This is a genomic window from Thermococcus pacificus (genome assembly GCF_002214485.1).
In the GTDB taxonomy this organism is placed as follows: Archaea; Methanobacteriota_B; Thermococci; order Thermococcales; family Thermococcaceae; genus Thermococcus; species Thermococcus pacificus.
On the sequence record NZ_CP015102.1, the window covers coordinates 1373009 to 1389790 of the forward strand.

Here is a 16782-nt window from a genome sequence, read left to right on the forward strand (position 1 = left end):
CCCCAATTGTCGAGAGGGATGGAAGATGGAGCTGACCCACGTCGATGAGAAGGGCGTTAAGATGGTCGAGGTAGGGCACAAGAGTGAAGTTTTCAGGAAAGCTGTGGCAAAAGGCCGTATCTACCTCCGGCCGGAAACCATCGAGCTCATAAAGGCCGGGAAGACCAAGAAGGGCAACGTCATAGCGACGGCCCAGATAGCCGGGATTCTAGCGGTGAAGAAGACCCCGGAGCTCATCCCGCTCTGCCACCCGATACCTCTTACCGGCGTCGACATAAGCTTCGAGTTCGGGGAGGACTACATCGAGGCCACCTGCGAGGTAAGGGCGACATACAAGACCGGCGTTGAGATGGAGGCATTGACCGGTGTGAGCGTCGCTCTCCTCACGATATGGGACATGGTGAAAGCGGTTGAGAAGGACAAGAACGGCCAGTATCCGGTGACGAGGATAGAGAACATCCACGTCGTCGAGAAGGTGAAAGGTTAAGCGTTGCAGTAACCGAGGATCAGGTAATCGACCGCCTTGACTATATCGTTGAGGGCGAACCCGAAGATCGTCAGCAGGAAGCTCATGAGGACGTCCTCCTTAAGCCAGCTTAAGGCGTAAACGCCTACCATACTCCAGAGGATCCACTGGGGCAACAGGAGGCTAAGCTTGGCCTTCAGCGAGAGCTCCTGAAGGAGGAGGCGCTTCAGTCCGGCCACATGCCTGACCAGATAGGTCTTAGGCCCCTTCCACTCTTTTCTGAGAACCTTTTCCTTGCCCCTGGCCAGGTAGGTTTCCTCCTTAAACTTGAGGACGTAGACGTATTTTCCGTAGGTCGAGGCTATGAAGGATTCGATCTCAAGCTCAATATCAAGCCCACTAAGGGACTTCCAGATGTGAAAACCCCTCCTCTTGAAGCCTTCCAGGAGGTCTTTGGGCTCGAACTTCTTGAGGTTGAGGACAGTGACCGTGTAGGCAGGACTTAGGAGCTTCTCAACTATCACCATACACCCACCCGCATCGTGTCGGGATTACTCTCAGAATTTATAAATCTTGCCTGCCTTTCTTTTTAGGGTAAGTTTTTTAGGCCTTCCCTCGTTCCCTAAACGATGAGGCTCAAGCTCAACCCCGAGGCGAAGACGGTATACAGGTCAATTCAAGAGGAGATCAAGAGGCGGTTAGTCCTGCCCGAGAGCGCCTCCCTTTTGGACGAGTTTGGGCCTGTCTCCGATAGGGAAGAGATACTCCGCAGACAGGCCTACTTCAGGGGAACCCTCCCCTGGATACGGCCCGAGCTGAAGGACTATCTCTCTAAGGTGAGGCATATAAAATTCAGGCGTGACTTCCTCCACGATAGAATTCTCGTCGTTGACGAGTCCGAGCTGGAGAGGGCCGAGAAGCTGGGCCTCTGCGAGGTGACCACTGAGATCGAGGATACCGAGGGATACCCCCTCGTTCTGAGCACGGCAGGTTATGGAATAGACGTCGAGCTCGTTCCCTCCCAGATAGCACCGGAACTCTACGTGATGCCCCTCTGGGAGAACCTGGAAACGCTCAAAGCCCTCGCCAAAATCGGTGAGCTGACGGGCAGGGAGAGCGTCGCTGGGGAGATTCTGAGGTCCCTCGAGGGCCTGAGAGAGGTTATGGAAAAGCGGAAGACCCTCGATGACCTGGAGGAGCTGATAGTCGAGAAGGAGCGCGAGCTCAACGAGCGGATCTCGGAAAAGCTCGAGAGGTTCAGTCTCACCCTCAGCGGGAAGGAGCTCCTTGAATTCCTGAGTGAGCTGAAGGTAGGAAACTACGAGGCGATATTCTCCCACTTCGGCGAGGTGGAGGGGGAGATACTCGATCTGATAAACGAAGCTGAGAACGAGCTGAGCGAGAGGATCGGCATCACGATTGAGCTGTTTTCGAGGGAAGAGCTGTATCCAGTATCCGTACCACCGGAAAGGGTCGAAATGCTCAGGGAGGAGCTTGAGAAGGAGCTGAAGGTCGAGCTCTACCTCAGAAGCAGGGAGATACTCGAAGAAGTCATGCCGCTCCTCCAGAGGCTTAAAGAAGAGCTCTCCGCCGTCCACGAGCTCGACTTCCTCCAGGCTGTAAAGGATTTCGCCGGAAACTTCACCTTCCCCAAAATCCACAACGGTGGTATCGCGTTCATCAATGGGCGGCACCTCTTCATCGAGAACCCCCAGCCGGTGAGCTACGTTGTTGGGAGAAAACCGGAGAGCTTCGATGTTCCCGGTTCCGAGGTAGTTAAGGACGAGAAGGTTGTAATACTAACCGGGGCCAACAGCGGTGGAAAGACATCCCTGCTGGAGCTGATAACCCAGATAACACTCCTAGCGCACATGGGCTTTCCAGTTCCCGCCGAAAAGGCGTGGGTGGAGCCCCTCGACGAGCTGTTCTTCTTCAGGAGGAAGAGGAGCGCCTACGGGGCAGGTGCCTTCGAGACGGCCCTCCGCTCCTTTGTCAGGGCCCTTCGGGGGGAGGGGAGAAAGCTGATCCTCATAGACGAGTTCGAGGCCATAACAGAGCCAGGTGCCGCGGTTAAGATAATCGGGGAGTTGTTGAAGGTGGCCCACGAGAGAGGTTTCCACGTCGTCATAGTTTCACACCTCGGCGAAGACCTAAAGGCTGAACTTCCATTCGCGAGGGTCGACGGCATAGAGGCTCAGGGTCTGGACGAGAACCTCAACCTCATTGTGGACAGGCAGCCGGCCTTTGGAAAACTCGGGAGGAGCACGCCGGAGCTGATAGTCGAGAGGCTCGCGAGGAAAAAGCGCGGAAAAGAGAGGGAGATTTTTGAGAGGGTTCTGAGGGCCTTCAGGGAGAGGTAATCCCCACCTCCTTGGGGATTATCCCACCCAGCTCCTCTCCCTGTACCTTCCCCTGCTCTCGATCTCTTCCAGCTTCTCCTCAATCTCCTCTCTGGCCTTTTTCCCGCGTATCTCGGCGTAGCCTTCTAAAACTGCCTCAAACCCCGCCTCGAACCAGGTGTAGTGGGTGCTCTCCATAGCACGCCTGAGCAGGTGCAGGTCGACGCCCTGGGCTTCCAGAGTGGTGTCAAAGTCTGCCAGGCCGAAGTCTATGAGATAAACCTTACCTTCCCTTAGGATCATGTTGGAGGTCGTTAAATCGCCGTGGACTATTCCCGCCTCGTGGAGTTTCCCGATCTGCCTCCCAACCTCGCGGCAGAGTTTAAGCCTCTCTTCCATTGGAACGCTTTCTAGGAGCTCCTTGAGGCGATCGCCCTCAATGAACTCCATGACGATCTTCATGTCCTTTAAGTCCACCTCGTAGACGTAGGGGCAGTTAACGCCGAATTCTTTCGCCCTGTGGAGCACCCTCGCTTCCCTGACGGTTCGCTCCTTCCTGAGTTTTCTGTCTATCTCCTCTATACGATAGCGCTTGGGGATCCTGTGCTTCACGATGACCTTCTCACCTGGCAAGAGGTCCGCACCGAAGAACTCGGCAAAGCCCGCGAGGTAAATCTTCGCCTCCGCGCCCTGTTTTATCAACTCCACACTCTCACCCCGTTTTTATCCCGCGGTCGATTTCCCGCACCTGCCCTTAATACTTTCTCCTCCATTTTAGCCCTTTCCTCCATATTATTACTAGGTTTTTGTCATATAAACAAATTTGAACCGTTTTCTTGAAATTTTCGACCCAAAACTTTTTATAGAGTGCTGACGAAGCGTTTCTGCAAAAAGAAATCTGATAGGAGGAATGTCAAATGGCACAGCTTAGTGGACAGCCGGTTGTTATTCTGCCCGAGGGAACCCAGAGGTACGTTGGAAGGGACGCCCAGAGGCTCAACATTCTGGCTGCAAGGATTATCGCCGAGACGGTGAGGACAACCCTCGGCCCAAAGGGTATGGACAAGATGCTGGTGGACAGCCTTGGGGACGTCGTTGTCACCAACGACGGTGCAACCATCCTCGACAGGATCGACCTCCAGCACCCGGCCGCTAAAATGATGGTCGAGGTTGCCAAGACCCAGGACAAGGAGGCTGGTGACGGTACCACTACCGCCGTTGTCATCGCTGGAGAACTCCTCAGGAAGGCTGAGGAGCTCCTCGACCAGAACATTCACCCGAGCATCATCGTCAAGGGATACACCATGGCCGCCGAGAAGGCCCAGGAGATTCTCGAGGACATTGCCATCGAGGTCACCCCGGATGACGACGACACCCTCATGAAGATAGCCATGACCTCGATCACCGGCAAGAACGCCGAGAGCCACAAGGAGCTCTTTGCGAAGCTCGCCGTTGAGGCCGTCAAGCAGGTCGCCGAGAAGAAGGACGGCAGGTACACCGTTGACCTCGACAACATTAAGATCGAAAAGAAGGCCGGCGAGAGCGTTGAGGAGAGCGAGCTCGTTAGGGGAGTCGTCATTGACAAGGAGCGCGTCCACCCGCGCATGCCGAGCAGGGTAGAGGGAGCCAAGATAGCCCTCATCAACGAGGCCCTTGAGGTCAAGAAGACCGAGACCGATGCAAAGATCAACATCACCAGCCCGGACCAGCTCATGAGCTTCCTCGAGCAGGAAGAGAAGATGCTCAAGGAGATGGTTGACAAGATAGCCGAGACCGGTGCGAACGTCCTCTTCGTCCAGAAGGGCATCGACGACCTGGCACAGCACTACCTCGCCAAGAAGGGCATCCTCGCCGTCAGGCGCGTCAAGAAGAGCGACATGGAGAAGCTGGCTAAAGCCACCGGCGCCAAGATAGTCACCAACGTCAAGGATCTCACTCCTGAAGATCTCGGCCACGCCGACCTTGTTGAGGAGCGCAAGATCGCCGGCGAGAGCATGATCTTCGTTGAGGGCTGCAAGAACCCGAAGGCCGTCACCATACTCATCCGCGGCGGTACCGAGCACGTCATCGACGAGGTTGAGAGAGCTTTAGAGGACGCCCTCAAGGTCGTCAAGGACGTCATGGAGGACGGCTACGTACTTCCGGCCGGCGGTGCCCCTGAGATTGAGCTGAGCATCAGGCTTGACGAGTATGCCAAGGAGGTCGGTGGAAAGGAGGCCCTGGCCATCGAGAACTTCGCCGAGGCCCTCAAGATAATCCCGAAGACCCTGGCAGAGAACGCCGGACTCGACACCGTTGAGATGCTTGTCAAGGTCATCAGCGAGCACAAGAACAAAGGCCTTGGAATAGGCATCGACGTCTTTAAGGGAGAGCCGGCCGACATGCTCGCCAACGGCATCATCGAGCCTCTCCGCGTCAAGAAGCAGGCCATCAAGAGCGCCAGTGAGGCCGCGATAATGATCCTCAGGATCGACGACGTCATAGCCGCCAAGGTCAGCAAGCCCGAGGGCGGCCAGGGCGGTGGAATGCCCGGCGGTATGGGTGGAATGGGCGGCATGGACATGGGCATGTGATGCCCCTTTCACTTCCCTTTTCTGTCCAGAGATTTTTATAAGCGGCTCCTCCGGAACCCCTCTGGTGGTAACATGTACGAAGTTAAGAAGAGCCGGGCCGGCTACATATTCGACCTTCCGAGGGAGAGAATAGCCTTCATGTTCCTTAAAGACGGCACCTACCTGATGTACCACGATGAAAAGACGCTCTGCTACTCAATGAAGCCGGTGGATGTTTCGAAGGAAGAACTTGAGCACTTCGAGCGGACTGGAGAGCTTCCGGAAATCATAAAGGCCATTAAGTCGGGCAGCTATCCCGAATCCTGCGTTGTCAAAGAGCTTCCACCGATAGACGAAGATCTAAAACCGCTCAACCCTTCGCGCAAATGCGTTGTGATCTTCACGGGCTTCCAGGACACTGTGATAGACTACGTTGAGTGCGAAAATGAAATCCTGGCCGTCGCAAGGCTTGTCGATGAGCCCGAAAAGGTCTGCCGCTTCTTTGGAAGGGGCAACTACAAGATAGCAGCTGTGAAACTCAAGCGCGGTGAGAAATGCCTGACCCGCGAGGAGTTCCTCAAGAAGGTCGAGGAGTGCATGGAGAGGCTGTCGGAGTGAACCGACCAAAAGGTTTTAGTACCCCATTGTTATTTTAACCAGATTGGAGGTGAGAGAATGGGACTGCTGATGTGGCTCAGAACGGGTCTGCTGATGGCCATACTCACCGGGCTGCTCATGGGGATAGGCTACCTCTTCGGCGGCCCCAATGTGGCGTTCATCATGTTCCTGTTCTCGCTGTTCTTCAACTTCCTGACCTACTGGTACAGCGACAGAATCGTGCTGAGCTGGTACAACGCGAGGCTGGTTGACGAGTATGAAGCGCCAGAGCTCTACGCCATCGTTAGAAACCTCGCAGAGAGGGCGGGGCTCCCCATGCCGAAGGTTGCCATAGTCCCCACGGAAACCCCCAACGCCTTCGCCACTGGAAGGGACCCGAAGCACGCGGTAGTCGCCGTAACCACCGGGCTGCTGAAGATTCTCAACAGGGACGAGCTTGAGGGCGTCATAGGACACGAACTTACCCACATTAAGAACCGCGACATGCTCATCGGAACGTTTGCCGCCGCAATGGCCGGCGCGATAATGCAGCTCGCCTACTGGGCGAGATGGATAGCTATATTCGGCGGCTTCAGCAGGGACAGGGACGAGGGCGGCGATATTATAGCGGCCATCCTCGTTGCAGTTCTTGCACCAATAGCGGCGATGCTCATACAGGCGGCCGTAAGCCGTTCCAGGGAGTTCTTAGCGGACGAAGGAGGCGCAAGGATAAGCGGCAAGCCGCACGCCCTTGCCAGCGCGCTGATGAAGATAGAGCAGGCGGTCAGATACAGGCCCATGAGAAACGGCAACCCCGCGACGGCCCACATGTTCATAGTGAACCCCTTCAGGGGCATGAGCATAGCGAATCTCTTTTCAACCCACCCGCCCACTGAGGCAAGAATAGAGCGCCTTAGGAAGATAGCGGAGGAGATGGGGATTTACTTCTGATTCCCCTATTTTTCCTGCTTTTGGCTGGCTTTTTCCTGGACCCTCAGAGGAAAACGCCCCTCGTCATTGCCCCGTCGATAACAACCGTCGAGCCGAGCATGTATTCTGCCTCGTCACTCAGGAGGAACGCCACGAGAGAGCCAAGTTCACTCCACCTTCCGGTCCTGTGGAGCGGCGTCCTTTCCAAAACTTCCCGCTCCCATGTCTCCTCGAAGGGTTCCCCCCTCTCCTCTGCCAATGCTCTCAGGTTCTCCCTTGCGCCAGGGGTATCAAAGCTCCCCAGCAGAACCGAATAGGCCCTTATCCCATACTTCCCGTAGGTTCTCGAAACGCTCTTCGCAAGCTGAACCAAGCCCGCCCTTGTAACGTCCGCCAAAACGAGGGGCGGCATCGGCTCCTTCACTGAGACGGAGTTTAGGTAGACCAGTCTTCCCTTCATCCTCTTCTCAAGCCACGTCTGGACGAGCAGGGTCGTGAGGTAGCCCGGGGCGACGGTGTGGAGTGCGGAAGCCTCGATCCAGTCGAGGTAGCCTGCCTCGTGGAGAAGGCAGGGTTCACAGGGCACGTTCGGGGCGTTCCAGACGAGCGCATCAACCCCACCCAAAAGCTCCCAGGCCTCTTTGACGAGGTTTTCAACCTCTTCCTGCCGGAACAGGTTTGCCTGAACAGCGTGGACCTCCCCAAATTCGGACAGCTCTTCTTCAGCCTTCTTCAGGTTTTCGAGGCTGTGGGAGCTTATCACAACCCTCGCGTTTCTCCTCAAAAGCTCCCTCGCGACGTTGAAGCCTATTCCCCTGGAGGATGCCGTGACGATGACTCCAAGCCCATCGAGGTCGATTTTCACACTCATAAACGCAGGTTGTCTCTGGAAGATAAAAACCTTCCCAACCAAAACTTTATACGTCCACACTCCAAGCGGAGACCATGACCGAGCCGAAAGACATCGTTCTTAAGGAGAGCGAAGAGGTCGAAGGAACGCCAATAGAGGGGCCGTGGCTGGATGAAGTCAGCAGCCTTGAGGAGGTTTTGGATTATTACGAGAGAATAGGCTTTCAAGCTACCCACCTCGGGAAGGCGATAGAGATCTGGAGGAAAGTGGAGCGGAAGCGCGCCGAAGGGAAGGAAATCCGCGTCTTTCTCGGCTACACCTCGAACATAGTCTCCTCCGGGTTGAGGGAGCTAATCGCGTGGCTCGTGAAGGAGGGTAAAGTTGACGTAATCGTAACCACAGCCGGAGGAATCGAGGAAGACTTCATAAAGGCCCTCAAGCCCTTCGTCCTGGGCGACTGGAACGTTAACGACGCCTTAATGCGCGAGAAGGGCATCAACAGGATAGGCAACATTTTTGTTCCCAACGACCGCTACATCGAATTCGAGAAGTACATGATACCCTTCTTCGAGCGGGTTCTGGAGATGGAAAAGGAGCGCGGAAAGCCGCTCACGGCAAGTGAGTTCATCTACGAGCTCGGCAGATACATGGACGAGAAGCTCGGAAAGGAGAAGGAGCGCTCGATTATATACTGGGCCTACAAGCGGAACGTCCCGATATTCTGTCCGGCTATAACAGACGGCTCGATAGGAGACATGCTCTACTTCTTCAAGGAGGAGCGCGGGGACAGGGAGCTTATCATAGACATCGCCAACGACATAGTGAAGCTCAACAACCTCGCGGTTACGGCAAAGGAGACGGCATCAATAATCCTTGGTGGTTCGCTACCGAAGCATGCGATAATCAACGCCAACCTCTTCCGTGGAGGGACGGACTACGCGATTTACGTTACAACAGCCATCCCATGGGACGGCTCGCTGAGCGGTGCACCGCCGAGCGAAGGCGTCAGCTGGGGCAAGATAAGGGCCAAAGCCGATTACGTCGAGATATGGGCAGATGCGACATTGGTGTTCCCGCTGCTGGTGTGGAAGGTGATGCGGGGTTAGCCCCCTTCGTCCTTTTTCCCAGACGATATGAATGCATATCGTCCTTATACAAGGACAGGATTTATAAGAGAGTTTTTGGTGTCAGTTCATCCAGTAATCACAAAAGCTCCAACAGTTTATCCTCCCCGCCCGGCAACACCAACGGCCTCGACAGGTGCTTCCTCGCATCTGGAGGGACCTCGTAGATTTTCTTCTCCAAGTCGCGGAGCACCTCAACCGGGATCAGCTTCTTCGGCATTTTGTAGCCGCAGTGCTTGCACTTGAGGTAGTCGCCCTTGCTCTTCATCGTCCCGCCGCACTTCGGGCACTTCGGCTTTTGGTACTCGACCTTTGGAACGAGCTTCACTGGGTAGAACTTCTCAAGGTTGAGCGTGAGAACGCCCTCGTGCTCCTTGACACCACCGGCCGCTATGATTTCATCACCGGGCAGGAGCTTTCTCACATAGTTGCGGAACTTCTTGGTCGGCTCGAAGGCCGCGACGCGAATTCTTCCAGTATCGTCTTCCAGCTCGAAGAAGACGTGCCTCCCACGCTCCCAGTATTCTCCCACGACCCTACCCCTCACGACGGCGCTGTCATAGAGCTTAAGCTCGCCGATTTTCTTCGGAGCAAGGTGGTCGTCGGTGTTCTGGTTGGTCTTGTAGAGCTGGTAGAACGCGACCGGCTCCCCGAACTCAACGCGCTCGAAGACCTGAATGACTTTGGTTTTATCAATTCCCCTGATTCCAACCAGAACTGGATCTTTGCCGTGCGGCGTTATCAAAACGCTCCGTTTGTATGGATCAACATTGTCGTAGCTGAAGGGGTAGGCCCACTTGTCCACTCGGAAAACGCTCTCCGAGTTTACCCTTCTTGGCGTTCCCCAGTTCTCCGGCTCGCGGTAGGCCAGAAGCTCGTAGGTGAACCGCTCCAGGGGGTAGCCGATGGCGGCTAAGGAGCCTATAACTCCTCGGCCGAGCTTGAACTTGAAGTACTCGGCCCCGACCTCTCTCGCGACCTTCTCCGCTTCCTGGATCGTAACGTGCTCCCTCAAAGCTTTGAGCGAGAACTCCCTCAGCTCGTCGGGGATTTCACCCTCAAAGAAAACCACTCCTGGGTTGGTGTTCTCGTGCTCAAAGTCAGACAGCTGGCTCACGTAGAAGAGGACGGTGTCCTTTATTTCCGGAATAACTCCCTCATCGGCATCAAAGCTCATAGTTACGGCCCCGTTGCCGCGCGTCTTGTATGGGACGTTGGGGTTTAGCCTTATCAGCCTCGGAAGATCGAGAGGCTCCGCTATCCTCGAAAGCTCGCGGTAGAGGAGAGCACCGAGGTAGGTGGTACACATGCCGTTTGGCGAATCAGTGTCGTCGATCCCGATGTGGATGAGCATGTTTGGAGAAAAGGAGAGGGGGTTTAAAAATCAACCGCCGAAGAGCCAGAGCACGGCCTTCGGGAAGCGCTTCCCCCAGTAGTACTCGTTGTGTGTAGCCCCTTCGTCCTCGACAACCATCAGGTTTTCTCCCTCGACGTAGCCCTTTTCCTTCAGTATCTCTACCATCCGCTCGTTCGTCTCTATCATCTCGCTCGGGTCGCTTCCTTCGCTGGTCCCCCAGTCGATATAGATTTTCTCCGGTCCCTTGGGAGCGTTCTTCACGAAGTCGTATATCTCCGGGTTGAACCAGAAGGCCGAACTCATCGCGCCAACGTATTTGAAGGTCTCAGGGTAGGAGAAGCCTGCATAGATTGCCATCAATCCGCCGAGCGAGGAGCCCATTATCCCCGTCTCGTTCGGTAGCGTGCGGTACTGGAGGTCTATGTAGGGCTTGAGCGTCTCAACGATGAAGCGGACCATCGCATCCCCCTCGCCGCCCCTGCCGTACTCCTCGTTCACCCAGGGAGCGTACTCGTCGATCCTCTTGTCGCCGCCGTTGTCTATGCCGACCACTATGAGGGAAAAGCCGCTCTCGTTGTAGAGCCTTTCGAGGGCCTCGTCCACTCCCCACTCGCCGGCGAAGGAAGTCGCCCTGTCGAAGAGGTTCTGGCCGTCGAGCATGTAGAGGACCGGGTAGCGCTTCCCGTCCGTCCCGTAGTCTGGCGGCAGGTAGACCCATATCCTCCTTGTCCTGTTGAGCTGGGGGATGAGCATCTTGAAGGTCGTCACGTTGCCCGTTATCGTGTGCTCGCCGACGCCGACTTCCTCCACGTAGTCCCTCCAGTGGTAGACCGTGAACTCGTAGGTTCCGCTCTCCTTGAACGTGAAGCGCCTGTTGGCTATCTCCTCTCCATTCCTGCCCTTCTCGACGGTCTCCCACGAGCCGCGTGTGAACTTGAACTCTATGCTCGTTCCTTGGGGAAACTCGAGGGTTATCTCCCACCTTCCGTCATCACGCTTCCTGAGCCTGTAGTTTTCATCGCCCGGGTTCCAGCTGTTGAAGTCGCCCGCTATGTAAACCGGGTCATTCTCCGGTGTGTAGTCCGGGACGGAGACGATGAAAGTGACTTCGACCATTCTTGAGGTCTCCGTGGGTGTAGACGTCGTCTGAGTGGTTGTGCTGGTCTCCGAAGAGGTTGTCTCCGCCGCCGTGGTACTTGAGGTAGTGGTTGTCGGAGTGGATTCTGTGGAAGCCGCGGACGTCGTGGGTGTGGTGCTGTGGGGGACGCCGGCTGTCCCGTTAGGGTCAGAGGTCGTCTTTTCGGACTGCGATGGTGAAGTAGTCACCGAAGCGCCTCCATTTCCGAGACAGCCGGCAGAGAACACGATCATTCCAGCAAGCATCAGGGCGAGGAGCCTGGTTAAATGAACGCTTTGCATTCTTTCCACCTTTATGGTAGCTGGAGTCTGCACTTATATTTTTAACGTGGCCAAAATTAAAATACCTAGGGCACAATCCAGAACGGTGGAAGCCGTGATCCCAAAGGTTAGTCTGGATGAAAAGATTAGGGAGATTACCGAACCGTGGTCGCCGGTTGAGATAGCTCGAGTGAACGACTACGTCGTCAGGATGGCCCTTTTTGAAGGCGAATACCACTGGCACAAGCACACGAACGAGGATGAACTCTTCTACGTCTACAGGGGCAGGATAGTCATTCAGCTTAGAGGCCAGCCGGATATAACCCTGGAAGAGGGAGAGATGGCCGTTGTGGCCAAGGGGGTGGAGCACTGCCCGAAGGCTCTCGAACCCTCGTATGTTCTTATGTTTGAACCGGCGGAGCTGAAGAGCAGGGGCGATTGAGGGGTTCGATTTATAGCCCCTCACTCCCTGAACCTCTCGTACAGGAGCACGTCGACGAAGCCCTCGCCGGGCACGTACTGATGCCTCTTCCATCTACCTGCGAGCTGGAAGCCGTTCTTTTCGAGTATTCTGATCGAAGGAAGGTTGGGTTCGTACACCCGGGCGTAGACCTTTCTCAGGTTGAGCCACGTGAAGGCGTACTCCAGGGCGAGCTTTACAGCTTCACTTCCGTATCTGTGGCCCCAGTGCTCCCTCGCCAGAAAATAGCCCAGTTCTGCATGGCCGTTGTGGTAGTCTATCCTGTGGAGTCCCACAAGCCCGACGAGCGAGCGCGAGGAGTTTTCGAGGATTGAGAATACCTTCTCGCCCCTCTTTTCCCGCCGCAGGGTCTCGTACCATTCAAGCTCGTCCTCGTAGAAGAATATCTCCTCCGGGAATGCGAGGTACCTCCTGACCTCGCGGTCGTTGTACCAGAGCCAGACCTGCCTCAGATCCTCCCTCAGCAGTATGCCCAGGGACACGAGGTTGCCTTTGAGTAGGATTGGCCTCATGGAAACACCTTAAACTTATTAAGCCGTTTGCGTATTTAAAAATGATGGACAGGGAAAGGCTCATCAAAACGGTCGAGGCGGTGCTCAGAGGGGCAGGATACAAAACCGCGCGCATGGATTTCCGGGGCTCGTGCTTTGACGTGGTGGCGAGCAGGTTAATGGTTCTTCTCTTCATCAAGGTAGCTACGAACATCGACACCGTTACGGAGGAACAGGCCGAGGATTTGAAGCGCTTGGCGAGCTTCTTCAACGCTTCCCCCCTCATCGTTGGGGTTAAGACGAAGAACGCGGAGCTTGAGGAGGGCGTTGTCTACGAGCGCTTTGGAATCTACGCAGTCAGACCCGAGACCCTCTACGACATTCTCGCAGAGAACGAACTGCCGGCCATCTTTGCCGAGCGCGGCGGCTTCTACGTAAAGGTCAACGGGGCACTTCTGAAGCGTCTCCGCGAGGAGAGGGGCTATTCAATAAACGAACTGGCCCAGCTACTCGGTGTCTCGCGGAAGAGCCTCATAAACTACGAGCGCGGCGAACAGGCGGTTTCACTCGAGGTGGCCATCCGCATGGAGGAGCTTTTTGATGAACCCCTCGCCGAGCCAATAGATGTGCTAAGCGCGCGGGTGGAGGCCAACCTCAACGTCAACCCTGAGACGCCCCTCGAAAAGGAAATCTTCGACCGCCTGAAGAAGCTCGGCCTCGGAGTCGTCAAGGTGAAGAAGGCACCGTTCAACGCGGTCTCAAAGGAGGATGAATTCAGGATTCTGACAGGCATAGACGAGCGCAAGACCCGCTCGACTGTAAAGAGGGCGGAGATGGTGGCTGAGGTGGGGAAGATAATCAACTCCGATGGAGTCTTCATCCTCGAAAGGACGAGAAAGGAAGTGGTTGGAGATGTCCCCCTGATCCCCAAGGATAGCCTTGAAGAGGTTAAAGATGCTGACGAGCTTATCGACCTCATAGAAGAGCTGAAAAAGGAGATAAAAAGGCAGCTTTTCGGTTGATCTGCCTGGCGGCTTCCTCCCTTCTCATATCAGCTGAATATGACCCTTCTCCAGACTTCCCTGAGCTTGGGAACGTACTCCTTCGGAGAGGCTATTAAAACGGCCCATCTCGGAGTCTGGCGCCTTTTGAGGGCGTTGGCAAGGGGAGTTACCTTAGTAAGCGGCTGAACCTCACCGTCCTCGAGGAGAACGTTTATTTCCGTCGATTTGAGCCTCGGCTCGCTGAGCATCAGGTCCGCTATGCTGAACTCGAGGATGACCTCCCCCTCCCTCGCGCCAACTGCATCCGCCAAAGCGCGCTCTATCTCCTGCCGCCTTTTGACGTTCCTATAAGCTGCCAGAAGCTCCCTCTTCTCCTCGGTGCTCAATCCGTCGGCGCTCGCGAGAACAGCGGCCTTGTAAAGCTCGCGGTATTTAACACGCCTGACCATCTCCGCGGGGAGACCTTCCAGGTCCTCAAGCTCGACTAAGACACGGCAGTCCACCATCCTCCAGAAGTCCCAGAGGTGACCCTCCTCGAGGGCGAACTCCAGCGCTCTGGTCAGCATCCCCTCGGCAATCTTGACTGTGTGGTGGAAGTAAACGCGCGAGTACATAAGCGAGCGCGCCACCATCATTCCCTCGACGGCCTCAACGCCCTTCTCATCCACCACAAGCTCCCCGTCGTGGATCCTCAGCACCTTCAAAAGCCTTTCAAGGTCGATTATGCCGTGGGCGACGCCGGTGTAGTGGGCATCCCTGATCAGGTAGTCGAGCTGGTCCACATCCACATCCCCGTGGAGCATCTGACCGAGGTACGGCTTCTCCGCCTTTCCGAGGATAAGATCCGCGACGTCCTTGGGAGTGAAGTCGTAGCCGTAGCTCTCGATTATCTCGGAAATCCTGCCCCCGTTCTCACTCTCGGTTATGTTTATCCTTCCGAGGATGATGTCCTGTCCGAGGCGCATGTGGTCGCGCTCTTTTACGTAGTGCTGGTAGATGCTCTCGAAGGTGTGGCTGAATGGGCCGTGGCCGATGTCGTGGAGGAGCGCGCCAACCTGGAGGAGCATGCTCTCGTCATCGCTCAGGCCAACTTCGCTGGAGAGCCTTTTAGCGATGTTCCACGCTCCGAGTGAGTGCTCAAACCTGCTGTGGTTCGCACCGGGATAAACGAGGTAAGCCAGCCCAAGCTGTTTTATGTTCCTGAGCCTCTGAAACTCCGGGGTTTTGACGAGGTCGAAGATGAGTCCGGTTAATTTCATGCTACCGTGAATCCCGTCGTGAATAATCTTTCCATCCATCGGCACCACCGCTGGATATTTGAGAATTGCCTTAAATAAGTTTTCGGCATTGTGACAACAAAGTGGGGGGAGAAGATCAGAAACCTCTAAAACCGGGAGTTGACGAAGTACGCACAGCCCGTCAAACTAGGGGTGAGCAGTTTTATATACCCCTCTTCTTTAACCCCCCAATGCCCCTGCGCGAGGACCCCGGGGAGAATGAACCGGGGGGCGATGCGGGGGCAACAGCCCGGCCTTACAGCGAGGTCCCCGCGGGAGGGCCTTCCGCGTTACGGAGCGCGATGACCGCGGGAAACCCAGGCCGGGCACAGACGGCCCGCTCGGGTTAACCCGCTCGAGTTCTGCCGTCAGGCTCCTATGAGAGCGGGGGTTACGGGCGGGCCATATCCTACCCGTCGAGAAGTAAGGCTTATTAGGGGAAATATTGACACATCCCGGAATGAAAATGGCGACCGAGAAAGAGAATCTCGCGCCAAGTGAGGAGGACGAGAAAAAGATCAAGTCGGTTCTCCCCTGGGGCAATCCCAGGTTTTTGAGTGAGGTTATTGAAGAGCGTGCGAAGGAAAGAGAAGAAGCGATTGAAATCGTCGAGGGCCTCATCGACCCGGACATACTCCCCGGCGAGATCAAGTCAATAGTGAAGAAACCGGACAAAAAAGAGCTGATAGAGGAAATAGAGGAGTAGCGTTTCTGTCGGTATTCCTTTAGTAAAGCACTACCTCCACCAACTCTCCTTCCAGATACCCCTCGCTGTCCTCTGGGATTCCTATGTAACCGTTGCTTTCCACGAGGGAGCTTATTATCCCGCTTCCCTTCTTGCGTATCGGCCTCGCCTCCCCGTTTTCATAGCGAACCTTGATGAACTCGTACCTGCCGAGCTGACTCGGAACCCTCTCCGTGAGCCTCGCCCTGACTTTTACCTCGTAGTCCCTCGCTCCAACGAGCTTCGCGAGGGCGTGCTTGACGTAGAGGTGGAACTGGGTGAACACTGCAGCTGGATAGCCGCTCATGACAAAGGTTTTCTCGCCGTAGCCTATCGGCCTTCCCGGCTTTATTGTCGTCCCGTGGAAGAGAAGGCTGACGAAGCGGTGAGCGAAGTCCTTGTCGCCGAAGGCGGAGCCGCCAGTGATGAGAACGAGGTCGCACTCCTCCCTGGCCTTTCTTATCGCCTCTCCAATCCTCTCCTCATCATCGGGGATTACCCCATAAAACCTCGGTTCGCCGAAGTACTGTCTCACGAGGCCCTTAAGCATCACCGAGTTGCTATCGAGGATCTTGCCGGCTTTGAGGGCTCCCTCGTCGAATTCCTCGATGAGTTCGTCGCCGGTGACGATTATGCCGACGAGGGGCTTCCTCTTCACCCTGACGGTTTTGAGCCCGATGCTCTTAAGCAGCGCCAGGTCCTGGGGTCTCAGGATTTGTCCTTTTCTGAGAACGACCTCTCCCTTCTTCACATCCTCCCCTGCGAAGGCGACGTTCTGGCCAGGGGCGACAGGTCTGAGAACCCTTATGATGTCCCTTTCGCGCTCGGCCATCTCCTGCATGAGGACCGCGTTGGCCCCCTCGGGTATCTTGGCCCCGGTGGTCAGTTTCACTGCGGTGCCGGGTTCGACTTTAGCCCCACTCTTCTCCCCGGCCACTATCTCGTCGATGACCTTGATCTCGACCGGGTTGTACTCCCTCGCCTGGAAGGTGTCCTCGGCGCGGAGGGCATAGCCGTCGACGGCGGCCCTGTCGAAGGGCGGGCTGTCTATGGGTGAGACGATATCTTCTGCGAGAACCCTTCCGAGGGCCCCGTCGAGAGGAACCTCCTCCACCTCTCCAATCTCCGCCAAGCTCTCCAGCATGAGCCGGAGGGCTTCCTTGTAAGGAGTCAGCTTCTTGAACTCCCTCAT

General features: G+C 55.9%; 18 protein-coding genes. 10 read left to right on the top strand and 8 right to left on the bottom strand.

Features of this window, described 5'->3' with window-relative positions:
* Positions 1-25: 25 nt before the first annotated feature.
* Positions 26-487 (top strand): cyclic pyranopterin monophosphate synthase MoaC, encoded by a 462-nt coding sequence (gene moaC / locus A3L08_RS07570; RefSeq protein ID WP_088854438.1) that lies wholly within the window; start codon positions 26-28, stop codon positions 485-487.
* Here the strand turns inward: moaC and A3L08_RS07575 are convergent.
* Positions 484-993: a hypothetical protein gene (locus tag A3L08_RS07575; protein ID WP_088854439.1), complete on the bottom strand. Its 510-nt coding sequence runs from the start codon at positions 991-993 to the stop codon at positions 484-486. The two genes, moaC and A3L08_RS07575, sit on opposite strands and share 4 nt — an antisense overlap.
* A 102-nt stretch (positions 994-1095) precedes the next feature.
* On the opposite strand from A3L08_RS07575, the gene A3L08_RS07580 reads away from it, so the two are divergent.
* On the top strand, positions 1096-2826 hold the full coding sequence (locus A3L08_RS07580) for a DNA mismatch repair protein (RefSeq protein ID WP_088854440.1): 1731 nt from the start codon (positions 1096-1098) through the stop codon (positions 2824-2826).
* Positions 2827-2844: 18 nt separating this feature from the next.
* On the opposite strand, the gene A3L08_RS07585 is transcribed toward A3L08_RS07580, so the two are convergent.
* On the bottom strand, positions 2845-3513 hold the full coding sequence (locus A3L08_RS07585) for a Kae1-associated kinase Bud32 (protein ID WP_088854441.1): 669 nt from the start codon (positions 3511-3513) through the stop codon (positions 2845-2847).
* Between the two features lie 209 nt (positions 3514-3722).
* On the opposite strand from A3L08_RS07585, the gene thsB reads away from it, so the two are divergent.
* The 3 genes from thsB to A3L08_RS07600 all read left to right on the top strand — a co-directional run bounded on the left by thsB (position 3723) and on the right by A3L08_RS07600 (position 6905).
* Positions 3723-5378, top strand: a complete 1656-nt coding sequence (thsB, locus tag A3L08_RS07590; protein WP_088854442.1) for a thermosome subunit beta — start codon at positions 3723-3725, stop codon at positions 5376-5378.
* Positions 5379-5450: 72 nt separating this feature from the next.
* Positions 5451-5975 carry a hypothetical protein gene (locus A3L08_RS07595; protein ID WP_088854443.1) on the top strand — a complete coding sequence of 175 codons (525 nt, stop codon included), beginning with the start codon at positions 5451-5453 and terminating at the stop codon, positions 5973-5975.
* Positions 5976-6032: 57 nt separating this feature from the next.
* Positions 6033-6905 carry a zinc metalloprotease HtpX gene (locus tag A3L08_RS07600; RefSeq protein WP_088854444.1) on the top strand — a complete coding sequence of 291 codons (873 nt, stop codon included), beginning with the start codon at positions 6033-6035 and terminating at the stop codon, positions 6903-6905.
* 43 nt (positions 6906-6948) lie between these two features.
* Here A3L08_RS07600 and A3L08_RS07605 read toward each other — a convergent pair whose 3' ends face one another.
* Positions 6949-7755 (bottom strand): SDR family oxidoreductase, encoded by an 807-nt coding sequence (locus A3L08_RS07605; protein WP_088854445.1) that lies wholly within the window; start codon positions 7753-7755, stop codon positions 6949-6951.
* 74 nt (positions 7756-7829) lie between these two features.
* Here A3L08_RS07605 and A3L08_RS07610 point away from each other — a divergent pair, with 74 nt between their 5' ends.
* Entirely contained in the window at positions 7830-8840 is a 1011-nt protein-coding gene (locus A3L08_RS07610) for a deoxyhypusine synthase (RefSeq protein WP_088854446.1), read from the top strand.
* A gap of 97 nt (positions 8841-8937) precedes the next feature.
* Here A3L08_RS07610 and tiaS read toward each other — a convergent pair whose 3' ends face one another.
* Together tiaS and A3L08_RS07620 are read right to left on the bottom strand one after the other, a co-directional pair.
* Entirely contained in the window at positions 8938-10212 is a 1275-nt protein-coding gene (tiaS, locus tag A3L08_RS07615) for a tRNA(Ile2) 2-agmatinylcytidine synthetase TiaS (RefSeq protein ID WP_088854447.1), read from the bottom strand.
* 30 nt (positions 10213-10242) lie between these two features.
* Complete coding sequence (locus tag A3L08_RS07620; protein WP_198362103.1) at positions 10243-11331, bottom strand: alpha/beta hydrolase-fold protein; 1089 nt, start codon at positions 11329-11331, stop codon at positions 10243-10245.
* 34 nt (positions 11332-11365) lie between these two features.
* On the opposite strand from A3L08_RS07620, the gene A3L08_RS10005 reads away from it, so the two are divergent.
* Positions 11366-11623 carry a hypothetical protein gene (locus A3L08_RS10005; protein ID WP_198362104.1) on the top strand — a complete coding sequence of 86 codons (258 nt, stop codon included), beginning with the start codon at positions 11366-11368 and terminating at the stop codon, positions 11621-11623.
* Positions 11624-11719: 96 nt separating this feature from the next.
* Positions 11720-12055, top strand: coding sequence for a cupin domain-containing protein (locus tag A3L08_RS07625; protein WP_232461701.1), 336 nt, complete (start codon positions 11720-11722; stop codon positions 12053-12055).
* Positions 12056-12075: 20 nt separating this feature from the next.
* Here the strand turns inward: A3L08_RS07625 and A3L08_RS07630 are convergent, their stop codons facing one another.
* A complete protein-coding gene (locus A3L08_RS07630; protein WP_088854449.1) occupies positions 12076-12606 on the bottom strand; it encodes a GNAT family N-acetyltransferase in 531 nt (176 codons plus the stop codon).
* Positions 12607-12650: 44 nt separating this feature from the next.
* On the opposite strand from A3L08_RS07630, the gene A3L08_RS07635 reads away from it, so the two are divergent.
* On the top strand, positions 12651-13607 hold the full coding sequence (locus A3L08_RS07635) for a transcriptional regulator (protein ID WP_088854919.1): 957 nt from the start codon (positions 12651-12653) through the stop codon (positions 13605-13607).
* Between the two features lie 29 nt (positions 13608-13636).
* Here the strand turns inward: A3L08_RS07635 and A3L08_RS07640 are convergent, their stop codons facing one another.
* Positions 13637-14887 carry an HD domain-containing protein gene (locus tag A3L08_RS07640; protein WP_088854450.1) on the bottom strand — a complete coding sequence of 417 codons (1251 nt, stop codon included), beginning with the start codon at positions 14885-14887 and terminating at the stop codon, positions 13637-13639.
* 439 nt (positions 14888-15326) lie between these two features.
* Here A3L08_RS07640 and A3L08_RS07645 point away from each other — a divergent pair, with 439 nt between their 5' ends.
* Positions 15327-15572, top strand: a complete 246-nt coding sequence (locus A3L08_RS07645; RefSeq protein WP_232461702.1) for a hypothetical protein — start codon at positions 15327-15329, stop codon at positions 15570-15572.
* A gap of 19 nt (positions 15573-15591) precedes the next feature.
* Here A3L08_RS07645 and A3L08_RS07650 read toward each other — a convergent pair whose 3' ends face one another.
* On the bottom strand, positions 15592-16782 hold the full coding sequence (locus A3L08_RS07650) for a molybdopterin molybdotransferase MoeA (protein ID WP_088854451.1): 1191 nt from the start codon (positions 16780-16782) through the stop codon (positions 15592-15594).

Excerpts from the sequence above, each read along its gene's own strand:
- A3L08_RS07635 (WP_088854919.1), top strand. The coding sequence starts at position 12,651 with ATGGACAGGGAAAGGCTCATCAAAACGGTCGAGGCGGTGCTCAGAGGG.
- A3L08_RS07610 (WP_088854446.1), top strand. The coding sequence starts at position 7,830 with ATGACCGAGCCGAAAGACATCGTTCTTAAGGAGAGCGAAGAGGTCGAA.
- A3L08_RS07630 (WP_088854449.1), bottom strand. The coding sequence starts at position 12,606 with ATGAGGCCAATCCTACTCAAAGGCAACCTCGTGTCCCTGGGCATACTG.
- thsB (WP_088854442.1), top strand. The coding sequence starts at position 3,723 with ATGGCACAGCTTAGTGGACAGCCGGTTGTTATTCTGCCCGAGGGAACC.
- A3L08_RS07600 (WP_088854444.1), top strand. The coding sequence starts at position 6,033 with ATGGGACTGCTGATGTGGCTCAGAACGGGTCTGCTGATGGCCATACTC.
- A3L08_RS07575 (WP_088854439.1), bottom strand. The coding sequence starts at position 993 with ATGGTGATAGTTGAGAAGCTCCTAAGTCCTGCCTACACGGTCACTGTC.
- moaC (WP_088854438.1), top strand. The coding sequence starts at position 26 with ATGGAGCTGACCCACGTCGATGAGAAGGGCGTTAAGATGGTCGAGGTA.
- A3L08_RS07605 (WP_088854445.1), bottom strand. The coding sequence starts at position 7,755 with ATGAGTGTGAAAATCGACCTCGATGGGCTTGGAGTCATCGTCACGGCA.
- A3L08_RS07580 (WP_088854440.1), top strand. The coding sequence starts at position 1,096 with ATGAGGCTCAAGCTCAACCCCGAGGCGAAGACGGTATACAGGTCAATT.
- A3L08_RS07620 (WP_198362103.1), bottom strand. The coding sequence starts at position 11,331 with ATGGTCGAAGTCACTTTCATCGTCTCCGTCCCGGACTACACACCGGAG.
- tiaS (WP_088854447.1), bottom strand. The coding sequence starts at position 10,212 with ATGCTCATCCACATCGGGATCGACGACACTGATTCGCCAAACGGCATG.
- A3L08_RS07595 (WP_088854443.1), top strand. The coding sequence starts at position 5,451 with ATGTACGAAGTTAAGAAGAGCCGGGCCGGCTACATATTCGACCTTCCG.
- A3L08_RS07640 (WP_088854450.1), bottom strand. The coding sequence starts at position 14,887 with ATGGATGGAAAGATTATTCACGACGGGATTCACGGTAGCATGAAATTA.
- A3L08_RS07645 (WP_232461702.1), top strand. The coding sequence starts at position 15,327 with ATGAAAATGGCGACCGAGAAAGAGAATCTCGCGCCAAGTGAGGAGGAC.
- A3L08_RS07650 (WP_088854451.1), bottom strand. The coding sequence starts at position 16,782 with ATGAGGGAGTTCAAGAAGCTGACTCCTTACAAGGAAGCCCTCCGGCTC.